Annotated in this window: 25 protein-coding genes; 15 read left to right on the top strand and 10 right to left on the bottom strand. The window is 54.3% G+C overall.

Features of this window, described 5'->3' with window-relative positions:
- Nucleotides 1–50: 50 nt before the first annotated feature.
- Genes L0666_RS11365 through L0666_RS11350 form a run of 4 tightly spaced genes read right to left on the bottom strand, consistent with a single transcriptional unit; the run spans nucleotide 51 to nucleotide 5,065 of the window.
- Entirely contained in the window at nucleotides 51–605 is a 555-nt protein-coding gene (locus L0666_RS11365) for a sarcosine oxidase subunit gamma (RefSeq protein ID WP_235261489.1), read from the bottom strand.
- Complete coding sequence (locus L0666_RS11360; RefSeq protein WP_235261488.1) at nucleotides 598–3,531, bottom strand: sarcosine oxidase subunit alpha family protein; 2,934 nt, start codon at nucleotides 3,529–3,531, stop codon at nucleotides 598–600. The genes L0666_RS11365 and L0666_RS11360 overlap by 8 nt, the downstream gene beginning before the upstream one ends.
- A complete protein-coding gene (locus L0666_RS11355) occupies nucleotides 3,528–3,815 on the bottom strand; it encodes a sarcosine oxidase subunit delta (RefSeq protein ID WP_235261487.1) in 288 nt (95 codons plus the stop codon). The genes L0666_RS11360 and L0666_RS11355 overlap by 4 nt, the downstream gene beginning before the upstream one ends.
- Complete coding sequence (locus L0666_RS11350; protein WP_235261486.1) at nucleotides 3,815–5,065, bottom strand: sarcosine oxidase subunit beta family protein; 1,251 nt, start codon at nucleotides 5,063–5,065, stop codon at nucleotides 3,815–3,817. Before L0666_RS11350 ends, L0666_RS11355 begins: the two co-directional genes overlap by 1 nt.
- Nucleotides 5,066–5,398: 333 nt before the next feature.
- On the opposite strand from L0666_RS11350, the gene L0666_RS11345 reads away from it, so the two are divergent.
- Together L0666_RS11345 and L0666_RS11340 are read left to right on the top strand one after the other, a co-directional pair.
- Complete coding sequence (locus L0666_RS11345) at nucleotides 5,399–6,505, top strand: LLM class flavin-dependent oxidoreductase (RefSeq protein WP_235261485.1); 1,107 nt, start codon at nucleotides 5,399–5,401, stop codon at nucleotides 6,503–6,505.
- An 18-nt stretch (nucleotides 6,506–6,523) separates the two neighbouring features.
- Nucleotides 6,524–7,465 (top strand): p-hydroxyphenylacetate 3-hydroxylase reductase component, encoded by a 942-nt coding sequence (locus tag L0666_RS11340; protein ID WP_235261484.1) that lies wholly within the window; start codon nucleotides 6,524–6,526, stop codon nucleotides 7,463–7,465.
- 84 nt (nucleotides 7,466–7,549) lie between these two features.
- Here the strand turns inward: L0666_RS11340 and L0666_RS11335 are convergent, their stop codons facing one another.
- Entirely contained in the window at nucleotides 7,550–8,323 is a 774-nt protein-coding gene (locus L0666_RS11335; RefSeq protein ID WP_235261483.1) for a beta-keto acid cleavage family enzyme, read from the bottom strand.
- A gap of 180 nt (nucleotides 8,324–8,503) precedes the next feature.
- Here L0666_RS11335 and L0666_RS11330 point away from each other — a divergent pair, with 180 nt between their 5' ends.
- Both L0666_RS11330 and L0666_RS11325 read left to right on the top strand, forming a co-directional pair.
- The gene (locus L0666_RS11330; RefSeq protein ID WP_235261482.1) at nucleotides 8,504–9,421 is read left to right on the top strand and encodes a LysR family transcriptional regulator; all 918 of its coding nucleotides are present in this window, start codon (nucleotides 8,504–8,506) and stop codon (nucleotides 9,419–9,421) included.
- 241 nt (nucleotides 9,422–9,662) lie between these two features.
- Nucleotides 9,663–10,442 carry an alpha/beta fold hydrolase gene (locus tag L0666_RS11325; RefSeq protein ID WP_235261481.1) on the top strand — a complete coding sequence of 260 codons (780 nt, stop codon included), beginning with the start codon at nucleotides 9,663–9,665 and terminating at the stop codon, nucleotides 10,440–10,442.
- A 69-nt stretch (nucleotides 10,443–10,511) separates the two neighbouring features.
- Here the strand turns inward: L0666_RS11325 and L0666_RS11320 are convergent, their stop codons facing one another.
- A complete protein-coding gene (locus L0666_RS11320; protein WP_235261480.1) occupies nucleotides 10,512–11,525 on the bottom strand; it encodes a Gfo/Idh/MocA family protein in 1,014 nt (337 codons plus the stop codon).
- A 358-nt stretch (nucleotides 11,526–11,883) separates the two neighbouring features.
- On the opposite strand from L0666_RS11320, the gene L0666_RS11315 reads away from it, so the two are divergent.
- The 6 genes from L0666_RS11315 to L0666_RS11290 all read left to right on the top strand — a co-directional run bounded on the left by L0666_RS11315 (nucleotide 11,884) and on the right by L0666_RS11290 (nucleotide 17,494).
- On the top strand, nucleotides 11,884–12,354 hold the full coding sequence (locus tag L0666_RS11315) for an OsmC family protein (RefSeq protein WP_235261479.1): 471 nt from the start codon (nucleotides 11,884–11,886) through the stop codon (nucleotides 12,352–12,354).
- A gap of 58 nt (nucleotides 12,355–12,412) precedes the next feature.
- Entirely contained in the window at nucleotides 12,413–13,384 is a 972-nt protein-coding gene (locus L0666_RS11310; protein WP_235261478.1) for an AEC family transporter, read from the top strand.
- 7 nt (nucleotides 13,385–13,391) lie between these two features.
- Nucleotides 13,392–14,345, top strand: coding sequence for a TRAP transporter substrate-binding protein (locus tag L0666_RS11305; protein WP_235261477.1), 954 nt, complete (start codon nucleotides 13,392–13,394; stop codon nucleotides 14,343–14,345).
- Between the two features lie 79 nt (nucleotides 14,346–14,424).
- Nucleotides 14,425–14,940 (top strand): tripartite tricarboxylate transporter TctB family protein, encoded by a 516-nt coding sequence (locus tag L0666_RS11300; RefSeq protein WP_235261476.1) that lies wholly within the window; start codon nucleotides 14,425–14,427, stop codon nucleotides 14,938–14,940.
- Between the two features lie 36 nt (nucleotides 14,941–14,976).
- A complete protein-coding gene (locus L0666_RS11295) occupies nucleotides 14,977–16,461 on the top strand; it encodes a tripartite tricarboxylate transporter permease (protein ID WP_235261475.1) in 1,485 nt (494 codons plus the stop codon).
- Nucleotides 16,462–16,522: 61 nt separating this feature from the next.
- Nucleotides 16,523–17,494: a Bug family tripartite tricarboxylate transporter substrate binding protein gene (locus L0666_RS11290; RefSeq protein WP_235261474.1), complete on the top strand. Its 972-nt coding sequence runs from the start codon at nucleotides 16,523–16,525 to the stop codon at nucleotides 17,492–17,494.
- Between the two features lie 72 nt (nucleotides 17,495–17,566).
- Here L0666_RS11290 and L0666_RS11285 read toward each other — a convergent pair whose 3' ends face one another.
- Nucleotides 17,567–18,622 carry an Ldh family oxidoreductase gene (locus L0666_RS11285; RefSeq protein WP_235261473.1) on the bottom strand — a complete coding sequence of 352 codons (1,056 nt, stop codon included), beginning with the start codon at nucleotides 18,620–18,622 and terminating at the stop codon, nucleotides 17,567–17,569.
- A gap of 31 nt (nucleotides 18,623–18,653) precedes the next feature.
- Here L0666_RS11285 and L0666_RS11280 point away from each other — a divergent pair, with 31 nt between their 5' ends.
- From L0666_RS11280 to L0666_RS11265, 4 genes are all read left to right on the top strand, one after another.
- Nucleotides 18,654–19,091, top strand: a complete 438-nt coding sequence (locus L0666_RS11280) for a cupin domain-containing protein (protein ID WP_235261472.1) — start codon at nucleotides 18,654–18,656, stop codon at nucleotides 19,089–19,091.
- Nucleotides 19,092–19,274: 183 nt separating this feature from the next.
- A complete protein-coding gene (locus L0666_RS11275; RefSeq protein ID WP_235261471.1) occupies nucleotides 19,275–19,937 on the top strand; it encodes a FadR/GntR family transcriptional regulator in 663 nt (220 codons plus the stop codon).
- 105 nt (nucleotides 19,938–20,042) lie between these two features.
- Entirely contained in the window at nucleotides 20,043–21,128 is a 1,086-nt protein-coding gene (locus tag L0666_RS11270; RefSeq protein ID WP_235261470.1) for a Gfo/Idh/MocA family protein, read from the top strand.
- Complete coding sequence (locus L0666_RS11265; protein WP_235261469.1) at nucleotides 21,125–21,976, top strand: NAD(P)-dependent oxidoreductase; 852 nt, start codon at nucleotides 21,125–21,127, stop codon at nucleotides 21,974–21,976. The genes L0666_RS11270 and L0666_RS11265 overlap by 4 nt, the downstream gene beginning before the upstream one ends.
- A gap of 25 nt (nucleotides 21,977–22,001) precedes the next feature.
- Here L0666_RS11265 and L0666_RS11260 read toward each other — a convergent pair whose 3' ends face one another.
- From L0666_RS11260 to L0666_RS11250, 3 genes are read right to left on the bottom strand one after another with little or no spacing between them, the layout of a single operon-like run.
- Nucleotides 22,002–22,457, bottom strand: coding sequence for a cupin domain-containing protein (locus L0666_RS11260; protein ID WP_235261468.1), 456 nt, complete (start codon nucleotides 22,455–22,457; stop codon nucleotides 22,002–22,004).
- A 21-nt stretch (nucleotides 22,458–22,478) separates the two neighbouring features.
- On the bottom strand, nucleotides 22,479–23,390 hold the full coding sequence (locus L0666_RS11255; RefSeq protein ID WP_235261467.1) for a dihydrodipicolinate synthase family protein: 912 nt from the start codon (nucleotides 23,388–23,390) through the stop codon (nucleotides 22,479–22,481).
- Nucleotides 23,391–23,406: 16 nt separating this feature from the next.
- Entirely contained in the window at nucleotides 23,407–24,576 is a 1,170-nt protein-coding gene (locus L0666_RS11250; RefSeq protein WP_235261466.1) for a zinc-dependent alcohol dehydrogenase, read from the bottom strand.
- A 424-nt stretch (nucleotides 24,577–25,000) separates the two neighbouring features.
- On the opposite strand from L0666_RS11250, the gene L0666_RS11245 reads away from it, so the two are divergent.
- On the top strand, nucleotides 25,001–25,657 hold the full coding sequence (locus tag L0666_RS11245) for a carboxymuconolactone decarboxylase family protein (RefSeq protein ID WP_235261465.1): 657 nt from the start codon (nucleotides 25,001–25,003) through the stop codon (nucleotides 25,655–25,657).
- The last annotated feature ends 36 nt before the right edge of the window (nucleotides 25,658–25,693 follow it).

Raw genomic sequence — 25,693 nt, 5'->3', positions numbered from 1 at the left:
GTTTCTAAGGCTTTCGTTAGGACGGTCAAGGCTTGAGAGGTTAACGCGGGTTACGCTACCGAGGTCGCAGCGGTGATTAACGCATGATGTAGGCTTTTAGCAGACGCACGTGGGCCAAGTATGCGGATGTGATCGTAGGCTGCGCGGCGAATGACGAAACAACCCAGCTGGTGGATCATTGTGCGACGCACATCACCGGCGACCATTTTGCGGATCGGAATGTTGCACAGGATTTCGCACATGTCTGGCATTCGCTCGCCAGTCACATCAAATGCGACCCAAGCGCCCGATTGTTCGGTCACAGAGGCCGCATCGCCGAGCTTGGCCTTGAGTTGGTCGGCAATGTCTTCGTGGGTGTCCATAGGCGCCCCAATCATCCACTGATCCGGCCCCATCCAAAACCCTGCTTCAGGATCATGCAGAACGGTTCTTCCGACATCTGGAACTGCGCCAAGAACAGCTTTGAGAACTTTGGTGCAAGTATTCTCGCCGCCGGTACGTGCAGCGACAGAGGCCAGCGCGACGCCAGTATTTTCTGCGACGGTTACGGTGCCAATGGTTTGTGTTGCCGCGCCGAGCGCGGGCGTTGGCGTTAAATCATGCACGGAGCCGCTCCCCTTCTGGGTCAATGAAATGGGCGCTGCAAATTTCCACATCGACATCGACGCCCGTCAGTGGGCTAACCAGTCTCATGATCTCTCCGATCCGGTTGCTGCCATCCTTGAGGAAGGCCAGCGCGATATGATGGCCCAGATTGGGGGAATAGCAGGCAGAAGTCACGTACCCTTGGTCGTGGGCAGCAGCTACCGGACCATCGGCCGCCATGAGGTGAGCGCCCGCTGGAACCTTGTCTGCTAGGTCAATCGGCTTCACCCCGACGGCACGTAGGTCGTCCGATTGGTTCATTCCTTCGCGCCGTGATAGCACCGCACCGATGCTGTCCTTCATGGTGCTGACCATGCGCCCCATACCAAGGTTCGCTGCTGTGGTGGTGCCATTTAACTCATTGCCCGCTGCATGACCCTTTTCCATACGCATAACTCCGAGTGCTTCGGTGCCGTAGGGGGTGATGTCGAACTCGGCGCCAGCGTCCATTATGCGGCGGATCAGCGCGTCGCCGTAGGCCGTTGGGACGGCAATTTCATAGGCGAGCTCACCACTAAACGAGATGCGGAAAAGACGCGCGCGAAGTCCGCCGCATACCGTGATGTCACCGCAGGCCATGAACGGAAATGCGTCGTTGCTGATGTCTTGATCGACGATCTTCTCCAGCACGCGGCGCGCGTTCGGTCCGGCAACAGCGTATTGGGCCCATGCTTCGGTCGTGGATATAAGTTGTACGTCCATATCCGGCACCAGGCATTGGCGCACGAATTCCATATGGCGATAGACGGGCAGGGCGTTGGCGGTGGTGGTCGTGACAACGAAATGATCGTCGGCCATTCGTGCGGCCGTGCCATCGTCCATAGCGATGCCGTCTTCGCGCAACATCAACCCGTAACGCACCTTGCCGACCGGTAGTTTCGCGAAACCGTTGCAATAGATCATATTGAGGAACGCTGCTGCATCCGCGCCTTGCACGTCGACTTTGCCAAGGGTTGTTACATCGCAAACACCGACAGATCCGCGCGTTGCGAGAACTTCCCGGTCGACGCTTTCACGCCATGTGGTTTCTCCCGCGCGAGGGAACCACTGGGCGCGCATCCAATTACCGACCTCAACAAAAACCGCGCCTTGTTCTTCCGCCCAAGCATGGGTCGGCGTGAGGCGTTTTGGGTGGAAGTCCTGCCCACGGTGCCGTCCGCCCAAGGCCCCGATCGCAACAGGAGTATAGGGAGGGCGGAACATAGTGGTGCCGACTTCGGGGATCGTCTTTCCCGCAAGTTCGGCCATAATCGCAAGCCCGCCCATGTTGGCGGTCTTGCCTTGGTCAGTGGCCATGCCAAGCGTTGTGTAACGTTTGAGGTGCTCGACAGATTTGAACCCCTCTTGGTGGCTGAGTTTTACGTCCTTCACGGTTACGTCGTTTTGCTGGTCAAGCCACGCGCGGCTTGCGCCTTCAACATACCAGAACGGGGTGACGCTGACTGGGGCATCCTCGGCCTGAGGCATTTTTGGTATGCGCCCTTTAAGGCCCAATGCGGTGCGTGCTGCTGTAGCCCCCCCCAGCAGGGCACCTGCGGTGGATAGGTCGCCCTTTGCGGCACCCGCGACGGTCATTCCCACGGGCAATGCATCAGGAACAAACGCCGCGAGGGCATCGTTCCACGCTGGGCGCCCTTGTTGGTGGCACGTCATGTGCACGTTGGGGTTCCAACCACCCGATACGCCCAAGGCATTGCATTCGATGGTCCGATCAGTCCCGTCCGAAAAGCGCACCTGCACAAATGTCAGTCCAAGCCGACCCATGGTGTCAGTTACTTGTGCACCGGCTAGAACTTCGTAGCCCATTGAACGCGGGGCATCTGGGCGAGGGTCAATAACAGTGACTTTCAAGCCTTTGGCATGCAGATCGGCAGCCGTGCGATGACCGTCATCGTTGTTGGTGAAGATTGCAGTACGGCGGCCCACAGCCACACCAAAACGATTGGCGTAACTGCGTAGGGCGCTGGCGGTCATGATGCCAGGGCGATCATTGTTGTTGAACGCAATCGGGCGTTCGATGGCACCCGCAGCTAACACGGTTTTCTGTGCATAGATCCGCCACAGTATTTGGCGTGGTTTGCCGTCCAGCGGTGTGGCGATATGGTCGCTTACCCGTTCGACCGCGCCGTAAGTGCCGTGATCAAACGCGCCGATGACAGTGGTGCGCGCCATAAGCCGCACGTTGGGCATCGCTGCCAGTTCTGCGACTGTTTGCGCGGCCCAATCTGCACCAGCCTCATCACCAATCGCAAAGGTTTCGCTATTCAACCGTCCGCCCATACGGAAATCTTCATCCGCGAGGATCACATCCGCACCGCTGCGCGCAGCCGTTAACGCAGCCATCAGCCCCGCAGGCCCCGCGCCGATAATCAACAGATCGCAATGCAAAAAACCCTTATCATAGACATCGGGGTCATCCTGAAGCGAAAGCGACCCAAGCCCGGCCGCGCGGCGAATGATGGGTTCGTACACCTTTTCCCAAAACGCCTTGGGCCACATGAAGGTCTTGTAATAGAACCCAGCCGTTAGGAAATTTGATACGCGGTCATTGATCGCCAATAGATCGAAGGACAGAGACCCAAGTCGGTTTTGGCTTGTTGCGGTCAGACCGTCGAACAGTTCCGCAGTCGTTGCGCGGGTGTTGGGTTCTTGGCGTGCTCTGCTGCGCAATTGCACCAAAGCGTTCGGCTCTTCAGACCCAGCAGTCAATGGCCCGCGGGGGCGGTGATATTTGAAACTACGCCCCATGAGCCGCACACCGTTCGCCAACAAAGCAGATGCCAGCGTGTCGCCTGCGTGTCCGTGATAGACATGACCATCAAAGGTGAATCTCAATTTTGTGTCGCGGTCTATTTGGCCGCCGTCGATCCGGTTCTTCTGTTTCATTTTGAACGCCCCTTTGCACGGGCTACTTCACGGGCGAGTTCAACTTTCGAAATCTCATGGGTCAGCGTGTTGCGTGTCACAACCAACCAAGATCGGTCACCCGCCTCATGGAACCACAATTCCCGGTGCCAGCCCGCAGGGTTGTCGCGCAGATAGGCATAGTCAAAGAACGCCGCCGCCGCATCCGCGCCGTCTGGGTCCGGGCGATCGATCAAGCGGGCGTCGCCCATGTAGGTGAATTCGGCGCTGTCGCGGGGGCCAAGCAAGGGGTGATCAATAATCATCAGTGTAAATTGGGCTGATTGCCCATCCCTTTCTCATCAATCATCAGGCCCTTTTCAAACCGATCAAAACGGTAGGCCGCGGCGTTGGGGTGTGGTTCGCCTTTGGCCAGCAAATGCGCAAAAGACATGCCACTGGCAGGCGTCGCCTTGAAACCGCCGTAGCACCAGCCGCCATTGAAATAGAGCCCGTCTATGTGGGTTGTATCGATGATCGGGGAGCCATCCATCGACATGTCCATGATCCCGCCCCACATTCGCAAAAGCCGCGCACGGCCTAGCATCGGGAAGATCGCCATTGCACCTTCACAGACGTCTTCGACCACGGGCATATTGCCGCGCTGGGCATAGGAATTATAACCGTCAATGTCGCCGCCAAAGACAAGGCCTCCCTTGTCGGATTGGCTGCAATAAAAGTGCCCCGCTCCAAATGTAATGACGCCGGGCAGGACAGGTTTTAGCCCTTCGGAGACGAAGGCCTGCAAGACGTGGCTTTCGATGGGCAGGCGCATGTTGGCTTTGCTCATCAACCGCGACGAGTTGCCCGCCACAGCGCAACCGACCTTACCCGCGCTAATAAACCCACGCGATGTTTCGACGCCCTTGCAGACACCGTTCTCGATGCGAAAGCCTGTAACCTCGCAATTCTGGATGATATCGACGCCGCGACTGTCCGCACTGCGGGCATAGCCCCATGCGACAGCGTCATGACGTACCGTACCGCCGCGATGCTGCGCCAAGCCCCCTTTGATCGGGAAACGTGCGTCGTCTGTGTTCAAGAACGGATAACGCTTTTTTATGTCCGCAGTGCTGAGCATGTCAGCATCTGCACCGTTCAGGATCATGGCATTGCCGCGCCGTGTGAACGCATCCCGCTGCCCGTCCGAATGGATTAGATTCAGGATACCGCGTTGGCTGACCATTGCGTTGTAGTTGAGGTCTTGTTCGAGACCTTCCCACAACTTGAGCGACATCTCGTAAAACGGCTCATTGCCGTCCAGTAGGTAGTTGGATCGCACAATCGTGGTGTTACGGCCAACGTTGCCGCCGCCGATCCAACCCTTTTCAATCACCGCGATGCGAGATTGCCCGAATTCTTTGGCAAGGTAGTGTGCCGTCGCCAAACCGTGCCCGCCACCGCCGATAATGACGATGTCATAGTGTTCCGATGGTTCGGGGTCTCGCCATGCCGGTGTCCAGCCTTTGTGGCCGCTCAGCGCTTCCTTGATGACGCGAAATCCTGAATATCGCATGTGAACCCCTTTGGAGATCAGTGTGAAAATCGGCGGGCCATCACGGGCACGCCGAACGAATCCTTGACCCTTTCGACCACCTGAACGGGTTTTGCGTAGGAAGGCAATAATCCCAACAAGAAAAAAATATTATTAACAGGAAAAAGTTAGTGGTTGGCGTACGGAAGGTTCAGATTGATAGGAAATGCCTTGCCAGCACTCTATAGGCGCCGGTGATTTCCCTCGATGGGGCGCGAAGGGGCATCAGGAAACAAGATAGACAACATCAGAAAGTTTAAGTTTTTTGACTAGCACCAATGTTTCACACTGAACCAAGAAATAAGGAGTCTCCCGATGAAGCTGTCATTCTTCACTATGCCAATCCACCCATTGGGTAAGCCCTATTCCCAAAGCTATGTAGAAGACCGCGAGGCATTTATTCTCGCAGATCAGCTCGGTTTTGTTGAGGCGTATTGTGGCGAGCACACAACAGACAAAGCTGAGGTTATTACCTCGACAGTCGCGTTTTTGGCGAGCTTGGCCTACGAGACGAAGAACATCCGCCTTGGCACGGGCACCGTAAATATGCCGAACTCGCATCCGGCCCGTATCGCGGGGGAAGTCGCGATGCTGGACCATATGCTTGAGGGACGGTTGAATTTCGGAATCTCGCCTGGTGGTTTGATGTCGGACGCCGAAATCTTTGGCACACTCGACAAGGACCGCAATGCGATGTTCCTCGAGTGCATCAATATGGTTCTGGATATTTGGGCCGGAGAGGCTCCTTATAACCTCAAGGGTGAATTCTGGGAGGTGTCGACCGAACGCACCATGATGCCGGAAATTGGTCAGGGTGAGATCATCAAGCCTTTCCAAGACCCGCACCCCCCGATCGTTGGAACCGCGGTTGCTCCATTCTCTAAGGGCGTAACAGCTATGGCTGAACGTGGTTGGCAGCCGATTTCTGCAAACTTTCTTCTGCCGAAATGGGCCGCGACCCACTGGCCAAAATATGTGGAAGGCTGTGAGAACGCTGGCATTGTGCCCGACTATTCCGATTGGCGGGTCGCCAAAAACATTTGTGTCGCTGACGATATGGAAACGGCCCGCGCTTATGCCCGCGATCCAGGTAGCCCATACGTCCTTTACTATTCCCAGCTGCTTACAAAGCTACGTAGTGGCGGCCGTTTGAACCTCTTCAAAGAAGATCAGAACATGCCCGACGATGATGTGACTTTGGACTACGTCCTTGATCGGCTGGTTATTCATGGCGACCCAAGCTCGGTCACGGATCAGATCCTTGCACTGCGCGAAGAAACCGGACCGTTTCAACATTTGGTCTACGCTGGCCACGATTGGACGGATTACGACCTTGGCCGGAAATCCATGATCCTTATGGGTGAGAAAGTGATGCCAATGCTGACAGAGGTGACGAAATCGGAACCTAGCTACGGGTCCTAAGCCAATAGGGTGACACGCATGACAACCACTATGATTAACAATGACATCGATCCAAAAGCCTTTCGCAGAGCGCTTGGGAACTTCGCGACCGGCGTAACTATTATCACCGCCACCGCGCCGGATGGGACCAAAGTTGGCGTCACGGCGAGCAGTTTCAATTCGCTGTCGATGGATCCGCCACTCATCTTGTGGAGCAGCATGAAAGACACCCGCAGCTGCGAGGCTTTCGAGAATGCGAGCCACTTTGCGGTAAACATTCTGGCGTCTGACCAGATGGACATGTCCAACCACTTCGCCCGCCAGCAGAAAGACAAATTTGCTGGCATTGAATGGGAAGAAGGGATCGGGGGCGCTCCCGTGTTTCCAAACTGCGCGGGGCGTTTCCAATGTGAAAGCTATGATAAGCTGGACGGCGGAGACCACTGGATTTTCGTGGGAAAGGTAGTGGCCTTTGACGATTATGGGCGCTCGCCGCTGTGCTTCCATCAGGGGTCCTACGCTGTCGTATTCAACCATCCAGAGACCTTTGCGAAGGCAGAGGACCATGAAGTAGAGACGCCAGCAAACGATCGAATGGGCAACCACACGTTCTTCTTAATGCTGCGCGCAGTGCGGGCCTATCAGCAAAGGTATCAACCAAAATTGGAAACCTTGGGGCTTAGCTTGATCGAGGCACGCATCCTTCTGGTTCTCGCTGATGTGTCGGGTTTACCCGTCGAGAAGCTCGTGGATAACCTCCATACTCCGACCGAAGAAGCGCGCGCCGCTCTCGTGAACCTAAGCGATCGTGGTCTCGTTGAGATAAGCGGCGATGAATATGCTCTGACTGCGGCTGGACAAGACAGGGCAGGCCAATGCTGGGCATTGGCGGACAGCCACGCTGAAGAGACATTCAAAGGTCTGGACGATGATCAGATCGGTAACTTCACCGAAGTCCTGCACCAGCTCATTGCGAAGTAAGGAGCGGATAGAGGCGATTGGTTTAAATTGTTGGGCGATGTAGGATCTAGAGCGAGACATAAGCCGCGCATCCCGCCGCTTTGACTACAAGCCGAGAATGGCAGCAGAGACTTCACGCACGCGTTCGGCGTTATCTTTGGCATGCGACCCGTCTGCGTTCTGAAGCGAGTTTTCGAACCCCACACGGGCCTTTCCGCCCAGTTCCGCAGCCCGAACAAGACTGTTGGTTTCTTGTGTACCAAAAGCACACACCATCCAGTCGAATTCGAAGCCGTCCATCGTCGCTAGGGGGGTAAGGTACTCCTCCAGATCAACGCTGTCTTTCGAGCCGTTAGCGTAGGTGCCTTGCACAAACAAAACAAGATGATCCTGCCCCGGTATGTTTCCATCCTTCAATGCGTTGACGAGGTTAAGGACGTCATCAGGCGAGTAAAGAATATGTTGAATTTCTACCCCTGCACCGCGAGCCCAATGATAAAAATCACGTGCTGTGGTCCAGTCCGTTGGGTGGCGAACCATTTCGCGCAGGCCAACAGAGACGTAGTCGGGTCGCAATTCCCGCACCATGGCCTGCTGCTCAACCGCTTCGTACTGCCCTGCGGTCTCAGACGTGACTTGCAGGTACATCTCTGGAACCTCAACCGTAAGGCGATCCAGAAGGCCGCGGTATCTTTCTGCATCAATGAGATGCTGACCAGCATCATCGCGAATGTGAATGTGAATTCCATCCGCTCCTGCTGCTTGGGATGCAATTGCGACTTCTACAACTTCGTCGTCGGTGATTGGCAGGGCGGGGTGATCAGCTTTGCCGCGCCGTGCTCCATTTGGGGCAACCATAATTTTTGGAAGGGGTCTCATTGCGTCTCTCCAGATTGCAAACCTACGGAACACCTCAGCTTTTTGGGCTTTCCGTTCAAGTGGGAAGTTCTCGTCATTTGTATGGTTCTCGTGAATCGTCTTTGGGAGGTTAGCCGCGACAGCCCTTTCACAAATAAGAATAATACGGCATAAATCGTATCAGAAAAACGGATACCAAAAATGAAACTCCAACAGCTCCAGTATTTTGTCGCCGTCTATGAACAGGGTTCGTTTTCAGCGGCAGCTGAGAAAGTGAACGCGACACAATCGGGACTGTCGATGCACGTCAGCCAGATGGAAAAGCGCCACAACGTTGTCCTATTCCACCGCAGCTCGTCTGGGGTTTCTCCGACCGAAGAGGGGCGCGCATTCTATCTTGAGGCTGTCAAAGTTCTTGCCGCTGCCTGCCGCGCCGAAGACCGACTGAAAGGGCTGTCAAAGTCGGTTGTGGGGCATGTTCATGTGGGCCTAATGCCGACCTTTACGCGAGCGGTCCTGACAGAAGCTCTCCTTAGGTTTGACCGCGAATACCCTGAAGTCCGACTGTCAATTTCGGAAGGGTATGCTAGCACCCTCGCGGGGGAGGTTGTCGAGGGGCGATTGGATTTCGCTGTCGTGCCTGCGTCGTTCGCGATCAACGAAGCACTGGTTTCCAAATCTATGGGGCAAGATCGCGAGTGCCTCGTTTGTGCCGCTGACCGTGATATTCCTATGACCAAGAACGGCGTACATCTAAAGGAGCTGGCACCGCTTCGTCTTGTGCTCCCGGGGACCGGAAATGCCCGCCGGACCTTAATCGAAAACTACATGGCCCTAAACGAAGTAGAAGTGTCGTCCATATTGGAATTGGACACGATGCATGGGACGCTGAACCTTGTTGCAAGTTCCGATTGGGTTACGATCTTGCCAGGTATTATGTGCCTACCAGATCTTGATGGCAGTCGACGCAAGGTCGCGATGCTTGTCGATCCACCTTTGACTGTGGATTACATGCGGATTGAAACCCGCAAACGCCCGTTGAGCGCGGTTGCACAGATTTTCGCTGACATTTTACAAGAAGAACTGAATTCCGCCCTCGAGGTTTTCCCCTACGCCTAAATCACGAATGGGTAGGCCAGACGTATTGTTATCAGATTTTCTGATGCTCGGCTTGACCACATATTGTTTCAACTGACATGGCCGTTTCCCGTAATTTGACGGGCAAGGATCCATTGCTCTGCAGTCCTAGGATGGCAGTACGCCTACGGGTCTTGCTTTGTCGGCATCATAAGACCGTGTTGCTGCCGTTTGAAACCCCGCCCGCAATAAAGCGTGGCACCGCCAGAAAGCACCAATTCGCATGACCAAAACCACACTTCATTCAACCATTTCAGGGCGCTCAGATGGTCCAGCTCTTTTGTTGCTCAACAGCTTTGGCGCAACGAAAGAAATGTGGGACAACCAGTTGCCGATGTTTGAGGCCTATTATCGCGTTATCCGATGCGACACGCGCGGTCATGGTGGCAGCCCGACACCTGCTGGACCTTATTCATTCGACAATTTCATTGAGGACGTTCTTGCGGTCTTGGACGAACATGGGGTTGAAACCGTTGATGTCATTGGCTTGTCAATGGGCGGCATGACGGCGCTGGGCCTCGGTCTTGCTGTGCCGGAACGGATCAACCGGATCGTCTGTTGTGCAGCGCGTTCAGACGCGCCTGAACCCTTCGTCCAGAACTGGCACAATCGTTTAGGGATGTTGGATGATGGCGGGATTGAAGCAGTTTGGAACGGAACCGTCGGAATGTGGCTCAGCGACGAAACACGCGCCAATCGACCCGAGCAAGAGGCGGCACTTCGCAATAGCTTCCTTAAGACAACCGATGAAGGGTATCGCGGCTGCGCCCAAGCCCTCATGGGTTTGGATTATCTTCGCCACCTTGGTGACATGATCGTTCCGACGCTATTTGTTGCTGGTGAAGGCGACATGGCGGCACCACCCGCGGTGATGAAAGTTATGGCTGACGCATGCCCGAATTCAGAATACGCGGTTGTTAGTGGAGCGAAACACATCATCAACGTCGATAACCCTGATGATTTTGCCGTATCCATTTTTGGATTCTTAGGGTTGGACGGTTAACTCCGAAAATGCGTGCTGCGCGGACGGGATGACCGATCTGCGCAGTGATGTTTCTTTGAGTTGCGTGGCTTAGATATCGGCAAGCTGTACTGATTTGCCTGTTTCAGCCGAAACGGCGATGGCCTCAAGCACCTGAATATTGTGAACCATTTCTTCGTTGGTGAAGGGATAGTCGGCCTCGCCTAATGCGGCGCGCGCAAAGGCTTCTAGGTTTGCCGTTACAGCGTCCTCCCAGTTGTAGTTGACCTGATCGACGCCCTGGCCAGTTTGGGCCGTCAGAACACGAACGATGCCATCGGGTGTGTCAGGGTGGCTGTCATTGAGAACCTCGACCCATTTTTCAGTGCCGAACACATGCATTCGAATAAAGTGAGGCGTGTGCAATACCGCACTAAACGTAGCTGTCATTCCAGCCTCAAATTTCATTTGCACAGTCACCACGTCGCCTGTCTCCCAACCAAGCGAGCGATCGGACGTGAACGCGTGAAGGGATTGGACAGGACCGAAGAACGATATCATCAAGTCGCTTAGATGAATGCCCATGGCCGTCATGCCTGCAGCCGGTGAGACCTCTTTACGCGTCCGCCAGTCATTTGCGGGAACCCCGATGAGCTTATCATGGCTAAACGCCGCCTCAGCATGCATGATCGTTCCTAGCTCTTGCTTATCAAGCGCTTCGGAAAGCGCGAGCATTGCCGGTTCAAAGCGACGTTCATGACCGATGCCAAGCTGTACGCCAGCAACCTCGCAGGCTTTGACGGATCGACGGGCGCTATCGGCGGTCAAGCCGAGCGGCTTTTCACAAAAGACGTGTTTGCCTGCGGCTGAAACCTGCGCGATCTGTGCCTCGTGAAGCGGGTTTGGTGTCGTCAGAATGACGGCGTCGACGTCTTCTCGCGTCAGCGGCTCGGCTAGATCGGACCATACGGTCAGACCCATCTCGGTAATGCCCCCGTGGTTTTCGGTGACGGGTTCAACCACGCCAGCGACGGTCAGCCATGGATGGCCTTGTAGCCGTGTCGCAATGTGTTTGCCCCACCATCCAAAGCCCGCAATCGCGACGGTAAATTTTGCAGTGGTCATAAATGGCTCCTTCGTGGTGTCAGTAAACCGCGTGGTCGTACCGCGCGATCCCCCTTGGATAATGGGGCGTTGCCAAACTCTAGAAAAACGAAGCCGATCAAGACAAACAAAGTAATCTGATGCCGACCGTCAGGGAAATTGATGCTCGTGTGACGTGAGCCGTATCAAGATTCTTGATTGATGCTAGGCAAAAACAGCATTTCACCTGAAGGCCCATTAGAGGCATGTTTTTGGAACTAAGCCACAATCCTGGGGAGGAGGATAGGCTTTTTGAAGTCGGAATGCCGATCAATGATCAGTCCGCCATACGTCTATCCCTTCCCCGAACGCGACCAGAAGACCGTTAAAAGGACGACACATGTCAACTGTCAAAGAAAAGCCAATTTGGAAGTTCAAAGTCACGGGCCAACAGAACTCTAGCACGCAATCTGTAGCCGAAGCCCGCGGCAAAAGCGTCGTCATTGACGAGCCTATTCAGCGCGGTGGCACTGATGAAGGCCCCATGCCGGTCGAGTATGTCTTCATGGGTCTTGTGGGGTGCACACATGTGATCTCCAACAAGCTTGCGGTGGCGAACGGTGTCGAATTCACTTCGATGGACATCGATATCAACGTCACGATGGACAGCCATGGAACGCGGTTGATCAACCCAATAGATGTGCCGTTCCCATCCGTAGCTCTTAACATCAATGCAACGTTTGAGGGGCCGCGCGAGGGGGCCGTCAAAGTGACCGAAGTGTTGCGCGACTATTGCGCAGTTTCAAAGATGCTTCAGGAATCCGGCACGGTCGTCACTGAAAACTGGACGCTCAACGGCGTGGCTGTTTGAGGATTTAACGTGCAGCCTTTGGTCCCATCCCATCTAACCGCTGAAAGGACGCATCCGAATGTTCATGCAGTTGGCCGATATTTTAGGTCCAATCCTTTGCATATCCGCAATCGGGTATATCTTGGGCCGCTCGTCGGTTGGGATAGAGACACGCACATTGAGCACTGTGGTCATCTTGATCGCGACGCCGTCCCTAATATTTCATACGTTGACGTCGCTTCACGTGACGGGCGACACGATCGAAACGATGGCTGGCGCTGCGGTTCTTTGCGTCGCAATTGCCGGTGCTTTGGGGCTGTTGACCCTACTTCTGTTGCGCGGACCGGTGCGAAGCTTTCTCCCGCCTTTGATGATGCCCAATTCTGGCAACATGGGGTTGCCGCTCGTCGTGCTGACCTTCGGACCAGAAGGCATGCCGTTCGGCGTCGCCTATTTCTTCGTGGTGGCCTTATTGCAGAATTCTCTGGGGCTCTCGATTTACGCAGGATCTCTTCGGCTAAAGGTGATTTTTCGTCAGCCGTTGATCTACGCAGTGTTGGCCGTCTTGGTCGTGACTTGGGCCGACATCCAAGTGCCGAATATTATTCTAACCACAACCGAAATGCTTGGCGGAATGATGGTGCCGGCGATGCTGCTACTCTTGGGCGCATCGTTGGCCACGCTAAAGGTCGAAGATCTGCGACCCGCGCTTCTTGTCGCGGTTGGACGCCTCGTGTTCGGGGTGATCTCGGCCTTGGTGGTTATTTGGCTGTTGGGGCTAAGCGGGATGGTCGCGGGAACTGTTTTCCTAATGGCAACGATGCCAACCGCGATACTGATGTTCGTGTTCGCGGAGCGCTATCAGCACGATGCCAAGCAGGTGGCGGGATCGGTCGTCGTATCGACACTTCTGACGTTTGCCTGTTTGCCGCTGATCGTTTGGGCGGCCTTGGAAATATCCGGACTCAATTCGGACTTCGAAGCATCGTTGCCCAGCCCGTTAGTCACACCGTACAGCGCTTCTTTGGCGCAGTCGCCCAGCAAAGAGTGAGGGCCTGATGCGCGCACCGATTAACATAACGCTCGGGGGCTATCAGGGGCCTGACTCTGTGCACACGCGTGCCTTGCGCCTGCTGGGTGATGCCTTGGTGCGCCTTTCGGACGGTAGAATTGCCGTCGATGTGCGAACCAATGTGGGAGAGCAAGGGATCAAGACGGCTGACTTGCGAACAGTCGTCGAACGCCATGATCTGGACGGCTGCTATCTTTCGTCCAGCTATATCGCAGGGGATGTATCGGCCCTTAGATTGTTCGACATTCCGTTCGCGTCTTTAGATCGGACGGCGACATTTGCCTTGTTGGACAAAGTTTTAGAGGACCGGTTCCAGCATGAAGTCGAAGCGAACACCGGCCTTGTTATGCTTGGCATTTGGGACAACGGTGTACGGCACATGTCGACTGCCAATCGCCCTTTGCACTGCCCTGAAAACTGCCAAGGGTTAAAGCTTCGCACTCTGCCAAACGATGATCACCAGAACGTTTTCCGGTCTCTCGGCTTCGATCCAAAAGTCATCGACGCGAAAGATCTGTCAGATGCCGTCGCAAACGGCGATGTCGATGCTCAGGAAAATCCTTTGACCAACACGTTGAATTTCGGCCTGCACAAATCGCTGCCGACGATCACACTGACCGGTCATTTGATGGGAATTGCATTGGTCCTTTTCAATCGCGAGGTGTTCCAATCTTGGCCTGTGGAGATTCAGGCCATCGTTGTCCAAGCCGTGGATGAAGTCAGCAAGGCGCAACGTTCATTTGCCCTTGAAGAGGATGAGGCTTGCAAGCGTGTTTTGAAAGATCAGGGGGTAGAGTTCATTGAGCTGACCGCCGATCAACGCGCATCTTGGTGGACTGCAACACAATCCGAAAGAACACGGATTCAAGCTGAAATTGATCCGGACCTGCTTGCTAAATTCAACGCAAACGTGTGCCCGACAGAAAGTGTGATAGCATGAATTTCACTATCCCAAAATTAACCAAAGCGACGCTGATGACCCTCGTAATGGTCAGCCTAAAACCGACAGGGAGACCTTGATGGAACGGAAAAAACTTCTTTTCACACCGGAAATTTTAACACTCAACGCGTTGCTGCTCGCGTCGACCTTGTCGCTGATCTTTATGAATTCCCTCGTCGCAGAGCCAAAGGCATTGTTCGGCCGCTCCCTTACGGCAATCACGCCAAGCCTGTTCCCAAGCATCGTCTTGAGCCTCATGGCGGTTATGTGTGTTGCGGCACTCTTGATGCTGCGCAATCGCGTCACGTCTTTGGCAGCCGTCGGCATGAATCGGAAGGAATGGCTGCGTGCGGTGATCTTCTTTGGGATCATGCTTCTTTACGGTTTCACCATGGAACCATTCGGTTTCCTGATTTCGACGGCAATGGCCCTCTCTCTAATCTCGCTGCAGATGGGGTCGAGGTCGCCCATCCAAATCATACTCGTGTCTTTAGCAGGTCCTGTCCTGCTGTATCTGGCGGCAACGCGTTTGCTGGCCGTGGCCCTGCCAGAATTGAACACGATCGAACTCTTTTACGCGCGCCTACTGTCGTAGTGGCGCAGATGACAATGCAAATACCTAGAGGCACCCATGTTTGAATTATTCACCGAAGGCTTCGCAATGGCGATGCGCTTCGACACCATGGCATTGATGAGCATTGGCCTGTTTTCAGGCATGCTGGTTGGATCATTGCCTGGTTTCACGACCCTAATGGCAATGGCGATCCTCTTGCCGATTTCGTTCTTCCTTGAGCCGATCGTGGGCATACCGTTCCTGTTGGGCATTTACAAAGGTGGCATCTTTGGGGGCAGTGTTCCAGCTATCCTAATTTCAATGCCAGGCACCGGCGCTGCGGTTGCGACGTCTCGTGATGGCTATAAGCTGACTCAACAAGGCAAATCACGTAAAGCGCTTGATATCGCGCTGTTCTCATCGGTTTTTGGGGATACCGCGAGCGATATTTTCACCATTCTTATGATGTTCCCGATTGCTTTCTTGGTAATGCAATTCGGACCACCAGAACTGTTTGCGGTTCTCCTCATGAGCTTGATCATCATCGCGGCTACATCGGGGGCCAATCCACTCAAAAGTCTTATCATGATGATGCTTGGCCTTTGGCTGTCCTTTATTGGTACGGATCCTTTGGGCGGTGTTGAAAGGTTCACGTTCGGTTTGTTCGAATTGAAATCGGGTATTCCGCTGTTGCCGATGCTCATAGGTGTTTTCGCTTTGCCAGAAGTTGCAAATGTCATCATCCGTAACGAAAAGAGCCGGAAGCTTGCGGCACTTGTCGGTGAGCGCCTGACGCGTGCTGAATTCAGTCGCTGTTTACCGACAATCTGCCGCTCTACCGTGATTGGCACGGGGATCGGTATCGTACCGGGCCTAGGGCAAATTGTTGCAGCAATGATGGGCTACACGGCTGCCAAGAACGCATCCAAACACCCAGAAACATTTGGCGAAGGCGAAATCGAAGGCGTCGCTGCTGCCGAGGCTGCCAACAATGCCGTCAACGGACCCACAATGGTACCGCTCCTGACACTTGGCATCCCCGGTGACAATGTGACTGCGATTCTGCTGGGCGCTTTCGTTGCTCAGGGTTTGCGGCCCGGCCCGCAGTTGTTCGAGGAGCAGGGAGCAACTGTATTCGCCATTCTTGTTGCCATGGTCATTGCGAATTTGTTGTTCCTTGTGATCGGTTATCTGTCGATCCCGTTCTTTTCCAAGATCGTGACCATCAAGACATCCATCTTGATTCCGCTGGTGATCATGTTCGCCTTTGCCGGAACATATGTCTTCCGTTCTGACCCAACAGACCTTCTGATCCTCGTTGCTTTCGGTGTCTTCGGGATCATCGCCAAGGCAGCCAAGTTCGATGTCATGCCAATGGTGATGGGCTTCATTCTTGGACCATCCATGGAATACGCCTTCGGCCAGACTGCCGCCATGTCAAATGGGAACCCTCTTGGTTTCTTCCTGACTGAACGGTTCGGTGCATTGGGCGTTTTGATCGCGGCACCAATCATTGGCTACCTGCTGTGGAAACGTCTCTACGGTCGTTCGGCCAATACATAAATTCACCGGAACGGCGCAGGGAGGCGCCGTTCCACAAAACTCAACCAAAGGGAGAACTTCAATGTTGAGAAACTTCGCAAAGAAATCAGTCGCCGTAGCGGCACTGGCAGGCGCGTCCGTCGTGGCGAGCATGTCACCTGCACTGGCAGAGTATCCGGAAAAGCCAATCACGATGGTTATCCCACTCGGCGCTGGCGGTTCGCATGACTTGAACGCGCGCGTTATCACGTCGATCATTCCAACGTACCTTGAACAAGCGATGATCGTTCGTTTGACACCAGGTGCTGGTGGCCAGAAAGGCACGCAAGAAGTCGCGAACGCTCCGGCTGACGGCTACACACTGCTGTTCACACACAACTACATCGACCAACTTCAGCAACACGTTGAAAACCTGCCTTATGATCCACTTGAGGATTTCGTTACGGTTGCACGCGTGAACTATGCGCCCATCGCGGTCACAGTTCGTGCCGATAGCCCATACCAGACATTCGAAGATTTGGTTGAAGCCTCCAAGGCGGATCCGGGTGGCGTTCAAATGGCACACTCAGGGAACTGGGGCGCATTGTTCGTACCGGCTGCGCAAATGATGCAGGCGTTGGACATGTCGTGGAACCTCGTTCCTTACCAAGGTGGCGGGCCAGCTTTGCAGGCGCTGCTGAGCGGTGATGCGGATGTTACGATGGGTTTCCCGTCCTCACTCGCAAGCCATCTTGAGGCCGGCACTGTTCGTATTCTCGCAACGGCTGGTCCTGAGCGTATTTACGACGACGTTCCAACATTCGCCGAAGTTGGCGTTGAAGGCGACGTGGGCTTCATGCACCGTGTTGTTCTTGCTCCTGCGGGCACGCCGGACGATGTTTTGGAAATGCTGGGCGACGCCTTCGCGCAACTAGGCGAAGACACAACGTTTAATCGTATGATGGGTCGTCTTGGCGAAAACATCGATATCATCGGTAGCGATGAATACGATGCGATGCGTTCCGATCAAAGCGGTGCCTACGAAGTATTGGTGCAGGAATTGACCTCTCAGTAACCAAATTTCGTAGCAGCCTTTGTTGCGCTAAGAGATGATTGCGCCGGACAGATTGTCCGGCGCTTTCTGCTTTTAGGTCAACGGTTCGACGCCTAGTTCTTCTGCCAGATTAGACAGTTTTTCGCGAAGCTGAGCTGGGATCGGTATCCCATATTCCGAACGTTCCCGTGTGGTTCTATCCAGACGTTCCCCCGGAAGTCGAATTTCGTCGACACCGGGCAAATGGCCGGATGATTTCATTTGCCGCCAAACATCATCGATGTTTCTGCGAAACTCGGCTGGGTCGGCGAAGGCCGCGATGTCCAATGCCATAATGACATGTCCCGTATTCGTGACGCTTGCGGCATCGGCGTTGAAATCAACGACATCTTTGCCAAATGCCGCACCGTTCAAGACCCCCGCAAGAATTCCAAAAATAAGAGACAGCCCATAGCCCTTTGCCCCGCCAATCGGCAGTAGGAACCCTTCAGACGAACGCGCCGGATCCGTTAACGGGTTGCCATTGCGGTCGATCATCCAACCTTCCGGCATTTGCTCGCCTCTTTGTGCTGCGGTTTTGACCTTTCCGTAAGCGGCCACCGTGGTTGCCATGTCCAGAACAATGTGCGGAAAGTCTTGCGACGGGAGCGCAACAGAAATCGGGTTCGTTGAAAGCAGCATGTCTGTCCCGCCCCATGGCGGCATGTGGTTTGCGCTTCCAACAGCCAAATACAATCCAATCATATTTTCTCGCGCTGGCATCATCGCATACAAAGACGCTGGTCCCGCGTGATTGGAATGTCGTGCTCCGACCCAAGCCACGCCAGTCGTCCGTGCCTTTTCCATCGCCAATTCCGTTGCGTGTTGCATTACAAGGTGCCCAAGGCCGTTGTCACCGTCGATCAATGCAGTGGCGGGGCGATCTGATAAAACTTTGAAGTTTGGCGTCATATTCATGCCGCCAGAACGGATTCTTTTGATATACATTGGAAGACGAAAGACGCCGTGTCCGTCCTGCCCCATTACGTCAGCCTGAGCTATCAGCTGGGCGGCTTTTTCTGCGTCAGATTGCGGCATGCCGCAAGACATCAGGCAACGCGCATTAAAGCTGCGTAGGTCGGAAAAAGTGACTTTGGATGCGTTGGGCATAATGACTCCGAGATTGGAAATGAGGGAAAAGATGACAGCTAGAGATGCTCAAACGGAAACTAAAACGACGGCGGGCGTCGTGGTGCGATACGATGACATTACTCCATTTGCGCGGGGGGATCTGGTCGAGACGCGACTGATGATTGGACGGGCGGCGAGTGAAAGCGCGCCTTTTACCACCGGAACGACGACCTTTCCGGCCGGAAGCGCGGCTCCACTGCACTCGCACAATTGTGCCGAGCAAGTTACGATTTTGTCGGGAACCGCAGAGGCAATGATCGGCAGTGAAGTTGTTCAGCTTGGCCCGATGGACACGAGTTTTGTGCCCGCAGATGTTCCGCACTATTTTCGAAACACTGGGGCTGGTCCGTTGACAATCTTGTGGATCTACGGTGCCCGCGAGGTAACCCGTACCTTTGTCGAGACTGGCGAAACGGTTGCGCATATGTCGCCTCGTGATCAGGTTTGACAGTAACCCAGTTGTTGGTTTTTCAATAATGGTTAACCAAGTAAACTACGGGTTGGCCCTTAGCCGCTGCATCCTGAAAGTATAGCAACATAAACTCTAGTAAAAAAGGGAAGACCATGAAAGTTTGTGCCGAAGTTCGGGGCAATATTTGGTAAACCAATGCAAGACAAAACTCTAGCAAGAATGCGCAGCTGGGTTTCGGGATCTGGGCTAGCAAAAGGGGCCCGCCTTCCTTCCGAGCGCGCACTCTGTAGTGAGCTTGGTGTAAGCCGCGCTGACCTGCGCAAAGCGCTCCTTGTTCTCGAGGCAGAAGGCATTTTGGATCGCCATGTAGGGCGGGGCACCTACCTATCAAAAACCGTGCGGCAGACGAGAAACGGCGCGGGTCTTGACCGTGCAATTGCTGAACTGGCCGAAAGCACTGGACCGCTTGATGCGATGAATGCGCGACTGCTCCTCGAACCTGAAATTGCACAGCTCGCTGCGATGCACGCGACGCCCTCGCAGCTGCGTGAGTTAAACCGATTATCTGCCTCTATGCGCGAGGCGACAAATTGGAAGGCCTACGAAAACCTCGATAGGGATTTTCACGAACTTATCGCCGCGGCATCGGGCAATACGCTGTTGGAAGCATTGCACAAAATGCTCAATGGGGTGCGTTTGATTGTTGTGTGGAGGCGGCTCGACACATCCGATCTTGGCCCAGATACAAGCTATCATTCCTTTGATGAACACGATGCAATTGTAACAGCGTTAGAGGCTCGCGATGCCGTTGCTGCTGGTTCTGCAATGCGACGGCATTTGGAAACCACGCGGGCAATGATGACCCATTCGGCCAATTCTTAACGAAGCACTTCAGCAGAACTCATAGCGACCATCAGCAAAACTTGTTTGCTCCAAAAGAGGGGCATTCCTAGATTGATCAATAGTTTAAACATGATGGGAGTTAAGATGCGACAGGTTGAAGTTGCCGTGATCGGTACAGGCTGGTGCGGTGGAATGCGCGCTGAATCTCTGGCGAAATCGGCTCTCGTGGATAAGCTCCATATTTGCGAAGTGCGCCCCGAGCGGCTGCAAGAGATGACAGAGCTGACAAATCCTGCAACTGCTACGGCCGATTATCAGGATATTGTACGCAATCCGGCAATCGAAGTCGTCTACATCTCGACAACACCCGAACCGACACACTACCCGATCGCGCGCGACTGCCTGAAGGCGGGTAAGCACGTCTTGTTGGAAAAGCCAATTGCAATGGAGTTGGCTGAAGCGGATGACCTTATCGCAATCGCCCGTGAAAAAGGTGTGAAATTCACAATCGGATATTCGCAACGCTTCAATCCGAAAATCGCCTACGCCAAAAAGGCGATCGCCGACGGTAAGTTAGGTAAGGTCGTGAATGTCATGGTCAGCCGTCATTTGTCACGCAGCCTTGGGTCACGGATTGCGGGGCGGGTCAAACTTTCTCCCGCCGCTATGGAATCTACCCATGATCTGGATTTCGTTTATTGGTTGCTGGATGCAAAACCGGTCAGGGTCTACTCGCAAGGGGCCTACGGTTTTATGGAAAAGCTTAACGGGTCCTACGATTGCATGTGGAACACTGTGAACATGGACAATGGCACATTGGTCGTGGTTGGCGGGGGCTGGAATTTGCCGCCCAGCTATCCAAATTACTGCGCTACTTGGATCGAAATTACAGGCACCGAGGGATCGTTGATCCTTGATGATACATCACGGGACAACTGGCTTAACACCGTCGAAGGGGCGACCCAGTTCCCGATGTCGACCATGCCGGGTGAACACCTTGACCACATGTATGCAGGGCAGATGGGGCCGGAGACGCTTCATTTCCTTGAATCCGTTCTGTTGGACAACGAACCCGTGGTTTCAGCTGAACATGCTCGCATGGTAATGGAAAGCTATCTGGCGGCCGATATTTCGGCCAAGATTGGCGATCCGGTGGATCTTCCGCTTTCAAATCACTCGATGGCGATTTTGGCGGATATGATCGACGCGAATAAACGCGAAGCAAGTTGACCTCGGTTGGCATATTTGGCCTCGGCCTGATTGGCTGCGCCCTTGGTCAACGGTTGATAGAGAAGGGTTATGCCCCTTGTGGATTTGACCCATCTGAAGAACGCCGCGCCAAGCTCAATGATATGGGTGGCTTGGCGTCCTCTGCAAAGGATGTTTGGGCTTCGGATGTAGTCTTTTCTTGTGTATTTGACACTGATCAGCTTGCTGGCCTGATCGATGAGGCCCCGTCCTGCGGCAGTATCCTCGTCTCGCTCAGCACCTGTGATCCGGATCGCATGGAAGGTTTGGCTGGCGTAGCTGCGGCGAAGGGCATCACCCTAGTTGAATCCCCGATTTCTGGCACCAGTGGTGCGCTCGCCAAGGGCGAAGTGTTGCTTTTGGTGGCAGGAGATCATGAAGTTAGCCAACAAATTGAGCCGCTTCTAAGTGCAGTTTCCCAACAGTTTATTCACGTTGGGGACATCGGAAACGGTAACCGAGCAAAGCTTGCGATTAATCTGGTGCTTGGGCTCAATCGGGCGGCCATGGCAGAAGGAATTGCTTACGCCGAAGCGATCGGTCTGAATGGTTCGGATTTTCTGACATTGGCCCGCGCTTCGGCCGCCCATTCACGAGCCATGGATTCCAAGGGGGACCAAATGGTTCAACGGGCGTTCGAGCCACAAGGCCGCATCGTTCAGTCCGCAAAAGATTTTGCGTTGATACAGCAAAGCGCCGCTGCCGTAGGGCAGGGGCTGCCATTTACCGCAACCTATTTGGCCATGATGCAAGACGCACTCGACAACGGTGAGGGCGATCTGGACAATTCGGCGATCCTTTTGCCGATTGCACGCACCCCACCTACGTAACTCTGCTCCGTCGCGAATGGTCGTTTTAGACCTTTAACCGAATGCTGTCGGGCACATCCAAGGGTGTATTCTCCCCGTCGGTGAATTCGACGGTAGCAAAGATTAGCTCGGTATCGCCAATGTTCTCAACGGAATGGACCATGTGGTCACCCGCGCCATAGTTGAAATGTTTTGTTTCTCCTTGGTAGTGCTCAACGTCGCGGATTTCGCCCGAAGAAAAATATCCACGCGCTTTTCCGGGAACCAAGGCAGTCCAAAAATATCGGTTAACATGACGATGAAATCCGCATCGTTTTCCGGGTGCAATCCGCAGATGCCACACCCGCATGGTTTCCGTTTCTGAGACCAGTTGAGATCCGACGCACCCGTTATTGAGGTCCTGTTGCATTTCTTCGTAAAGCCCGTCAGGCCAATGGGAAAAAGCTGACGGGTCAGGATTGATGACCACATGATCGGGTCCGTGATGTGATGTCTGTGTCATTTCAGGTCTCCTGTTATGATCTTAGCTGGAAGAAAGTGAGGCCAGATCGGCCTTCAGGTTTGCCTTTTGATCCGCGGTGAGTGGCAGCAGCGGTGGTTGCATCCGAAGCCAGCTGTCGTCTCCACTACGCCATGCCTCGGCGGTTTTCATTGCGGCCATCAAAGGGTATTTCCCAGCCACTGCCTGTGCTTTCCGGACTGCGTCCATCTTGGTGTCTCGCATCGGGCCTTCACTCGCATGGCGGGCTTCTTGGACCTTATTGGCAAAGATATTCGTCGATCCCGAAATAATTCCGGCGCTCCCGATCGAAAGCCCGTCCCATAAGAAGGCCTCGGATGAAGGATAAACATCAAAGTCCTGATTAATTCCGCCCGTTGCGTCTATAAAGGCGCGAGATTGTTCGAAGTCACCGCTGCTGTCTTTTAGCCCGGCAATGATCGGGCCAAATTCGGTGCGCAGTTTCAGAACCAAATCAACCGACAAAGGCACCTGAGACATTTGAGGGAAGTGGTACAGGTAAACCCTTAAATCGTCGCGACCGACCAGTTCAATCAGTTTAGAATACGACGCAAACAACCCCTCGTCAGACGGCGATTTGTAGTAATAAGGCGGTAGCACAAGGGCGTTTGTATATCCCGCATCACAGGCCGCACGTGTCAAAGCGACGGCATCCAGAAGGGACGGCGCGCCGGTGCCAAAGATGACGCGATCGGTTTCGATATTGGCTTTTGCAAAAGCGTCGGGCAGCGCCAGTCTGTCAGCCATTCCTACAGAAGTGCCTTCTCCGGTGGTGCCAGTTGGCGCGACACCGTCGCAGCCTCCATCGGACAAAAGGTGTTTGCAATAGCCGATCAGCTTTGACTGATCGAGACGGCCATCCGGTAGAAACGGGGAAACGGCGGCGGCGTAGATTCCGCGTCTAGCTTTGGTCATTGTTGGATCCTTGAATTCATTTTGATTTTGCACCGCCAGTGATCCCCGGCTTGGTGGACACCACGACTTTGATCGCATCATCGATCCTTTCGCGGGCATATTTCAGTGCCGTTGGCAGGTCTTCCAGCGGGAAGGTGTGGGTGTGAATGAGGCTTGCATCAAAGCGACCCGCAGCCATAAAGGCCATCGCTCTATGGGTCGCCGATTTGCCTTCGCCGCGGATGCCGTAAAGATAAATATTATTGACGGCCAAAGCGCCCAGATTGAACGAAACTGCGGATTTCGGGAACGCTGCAAGGCAGATGCGCCCACCACGGTTTGTCATTTCGACGGCTTGGTTCACGGTGGTCTCGGTGCCGGCGCAATCAACGACATAGTCTGCACCTTTACCGGTCAGTTCTTTGACGCGGGCGACGACATCTTCGTTTCGGGCGTCAATAACATGATCCGCGCCGAGCTTGCGGCCAATCGCATTACGACTTTCCCGCGTACCGACAAGGGCCACTGGAGATGCGCCAAGGGCCTTTGCGACGGCGACTGCCAGCAAGCCAATCGGCCCCGGCCCTATCACAACGACGCTTTCGCCCGCGACAAGCCCGCCCAGTTCCGTCAGGCCATACATTGACGTGCCAGCGGTCACCACAAGGGTGGCTTCCTCATCGGACATGTCGTCAGGGACTCTTATCATCGTGTTGATATTATTGACCGCATACTCAGCAAAACCACCGTCGGTGGTGAATCCGTTCGCACGGTGGCCTTTGTCATGTTCGCCATAATTCAAGCCGTAGTTGTGGCAGGACGTATACATGCCCATTCGACATCGTTTGCATTGCCCACAGCCCGCGTGAATTTCTACGGTCACGCGGTCGCCCACTTCGAACTCATCTACGCCGGGTCCTAACGCGGCCACCGTGCCCATATACTCGTGCCCTGGAGTGTAATTCTTGTTGAAGGGCGGTCCGCCTTCGATCAACGCGGGCGTCCCATAGGAGATGATTTCAAGGTCGGTTGCACAGATGGCGACAGCATCAATCCGCACAAGAACCTCAGCACGCTCAGGTTTGGGCGTTGGCTTCTCCACTAGTTTTAGCTCGTTGGGGTCGCCAAGGACCCATGCCCGCATCGTCGATGGGACGTCATCCCCTAGACCGTTAAGTCCTTGCTGATGTGTTGCCGCTGTGTTCATCGCGCTCTCCCCGTTAGGTGAATGGTTGACCAATTTGGAATGTAGTAACCGAATCCGCACCCTCGTTATCAACGACGTTAATAGCATTTTGCAATATTAAAAAGAAAATTCTAGTAGATCGCACGGGCAGTGTGGGTTGGTGACGGTTTAATTGGTTGACCAATATATCAGGTGTAGCCATCAGCGAAACTGATGCGGGCCATAAGGAAGTATGGTTTCGTGGATTTGCCCGGCCTGGCTACGGTTCTCGCGGGTTCAGGGGGTGGTTTGCCCGACGGTAAAGCGGCCAGCGCCTAAATCTACATCAACCATCGGCAACCGCCGTACATCACTTTGGCATACTGCGATGGCCAAACGGACCGCGTGACGTGGCCGCACGAGATGGTGAGCATCGAGAAGCAATGATGAAACTGGGAGATCGACAATGACACAGAGACTGACTGGCAAGACCCACGAAGAAGCAACCGGAACCGCCAAACTGATTTTTGAGGCGTCCGATAGGTTTCTTGGTCGAACGGCGAACCTTCAGCGTATTCTGGCGACACATAGCCCGTATCTAGCGCGATGGTTTGGTGGGTTAGTTGCCTCTGTTCGCCAGCCTGACTTGGGGGCGACAACCGATCCGCGCCTCAGAGGATTGGCCTGCATCAAGACGTCGATGGTCAATGCCTGCGAATATTGTACCTCCCACACTTCAGTCTTCGGGCAGGGGCTTGGGATTTCGGATGAAGAACTCGAAGCGATGATGGACGATGGCTACAAGACCAACCCGCTCTTTAATGACCGCGACCGTGCGGCGATCGCATGGTCCGAGGCGATGACGCAAAACACGGCTCAACGCGACAAAGCGACATGGGAAAACATGAAGGCCAACTTTACGGATACGGAGATCGTCGAAATTTCCATGGCCTGCGCCTTGTTCAATATGATCAACCGCCTGAACGATAGCTTTTGGACGGATCTTGAATCGGTGGAGTACAATCAAAAGCAGTGGAATGCTGTGGATGGTCTCTCCATCGAAGAGATTGAAGCCTATGCAGGCAGTTTTGCTTCGGTTGGTGCTGCGGAACGCGACGCATAAGGGGCGTCTTACCTTCTTCGCTCTTTTTGTCTTGGT

Source organism: Octadecabacter algicola (genome assembly GCF_021532625.1).
In the GTDB taxonomy this organism is placed as follows: Bacteria; Pseudomonadota; Alphaproteobacteria; order Rhodobacterales; family Rhodobacteraceae; genus Octadecabacter; species Octadecabacter algicola.
Note: the sequence above shows the minus strand (reverse complement) of the source record. Positions and strands in the feature narration are given on the sequence as shown.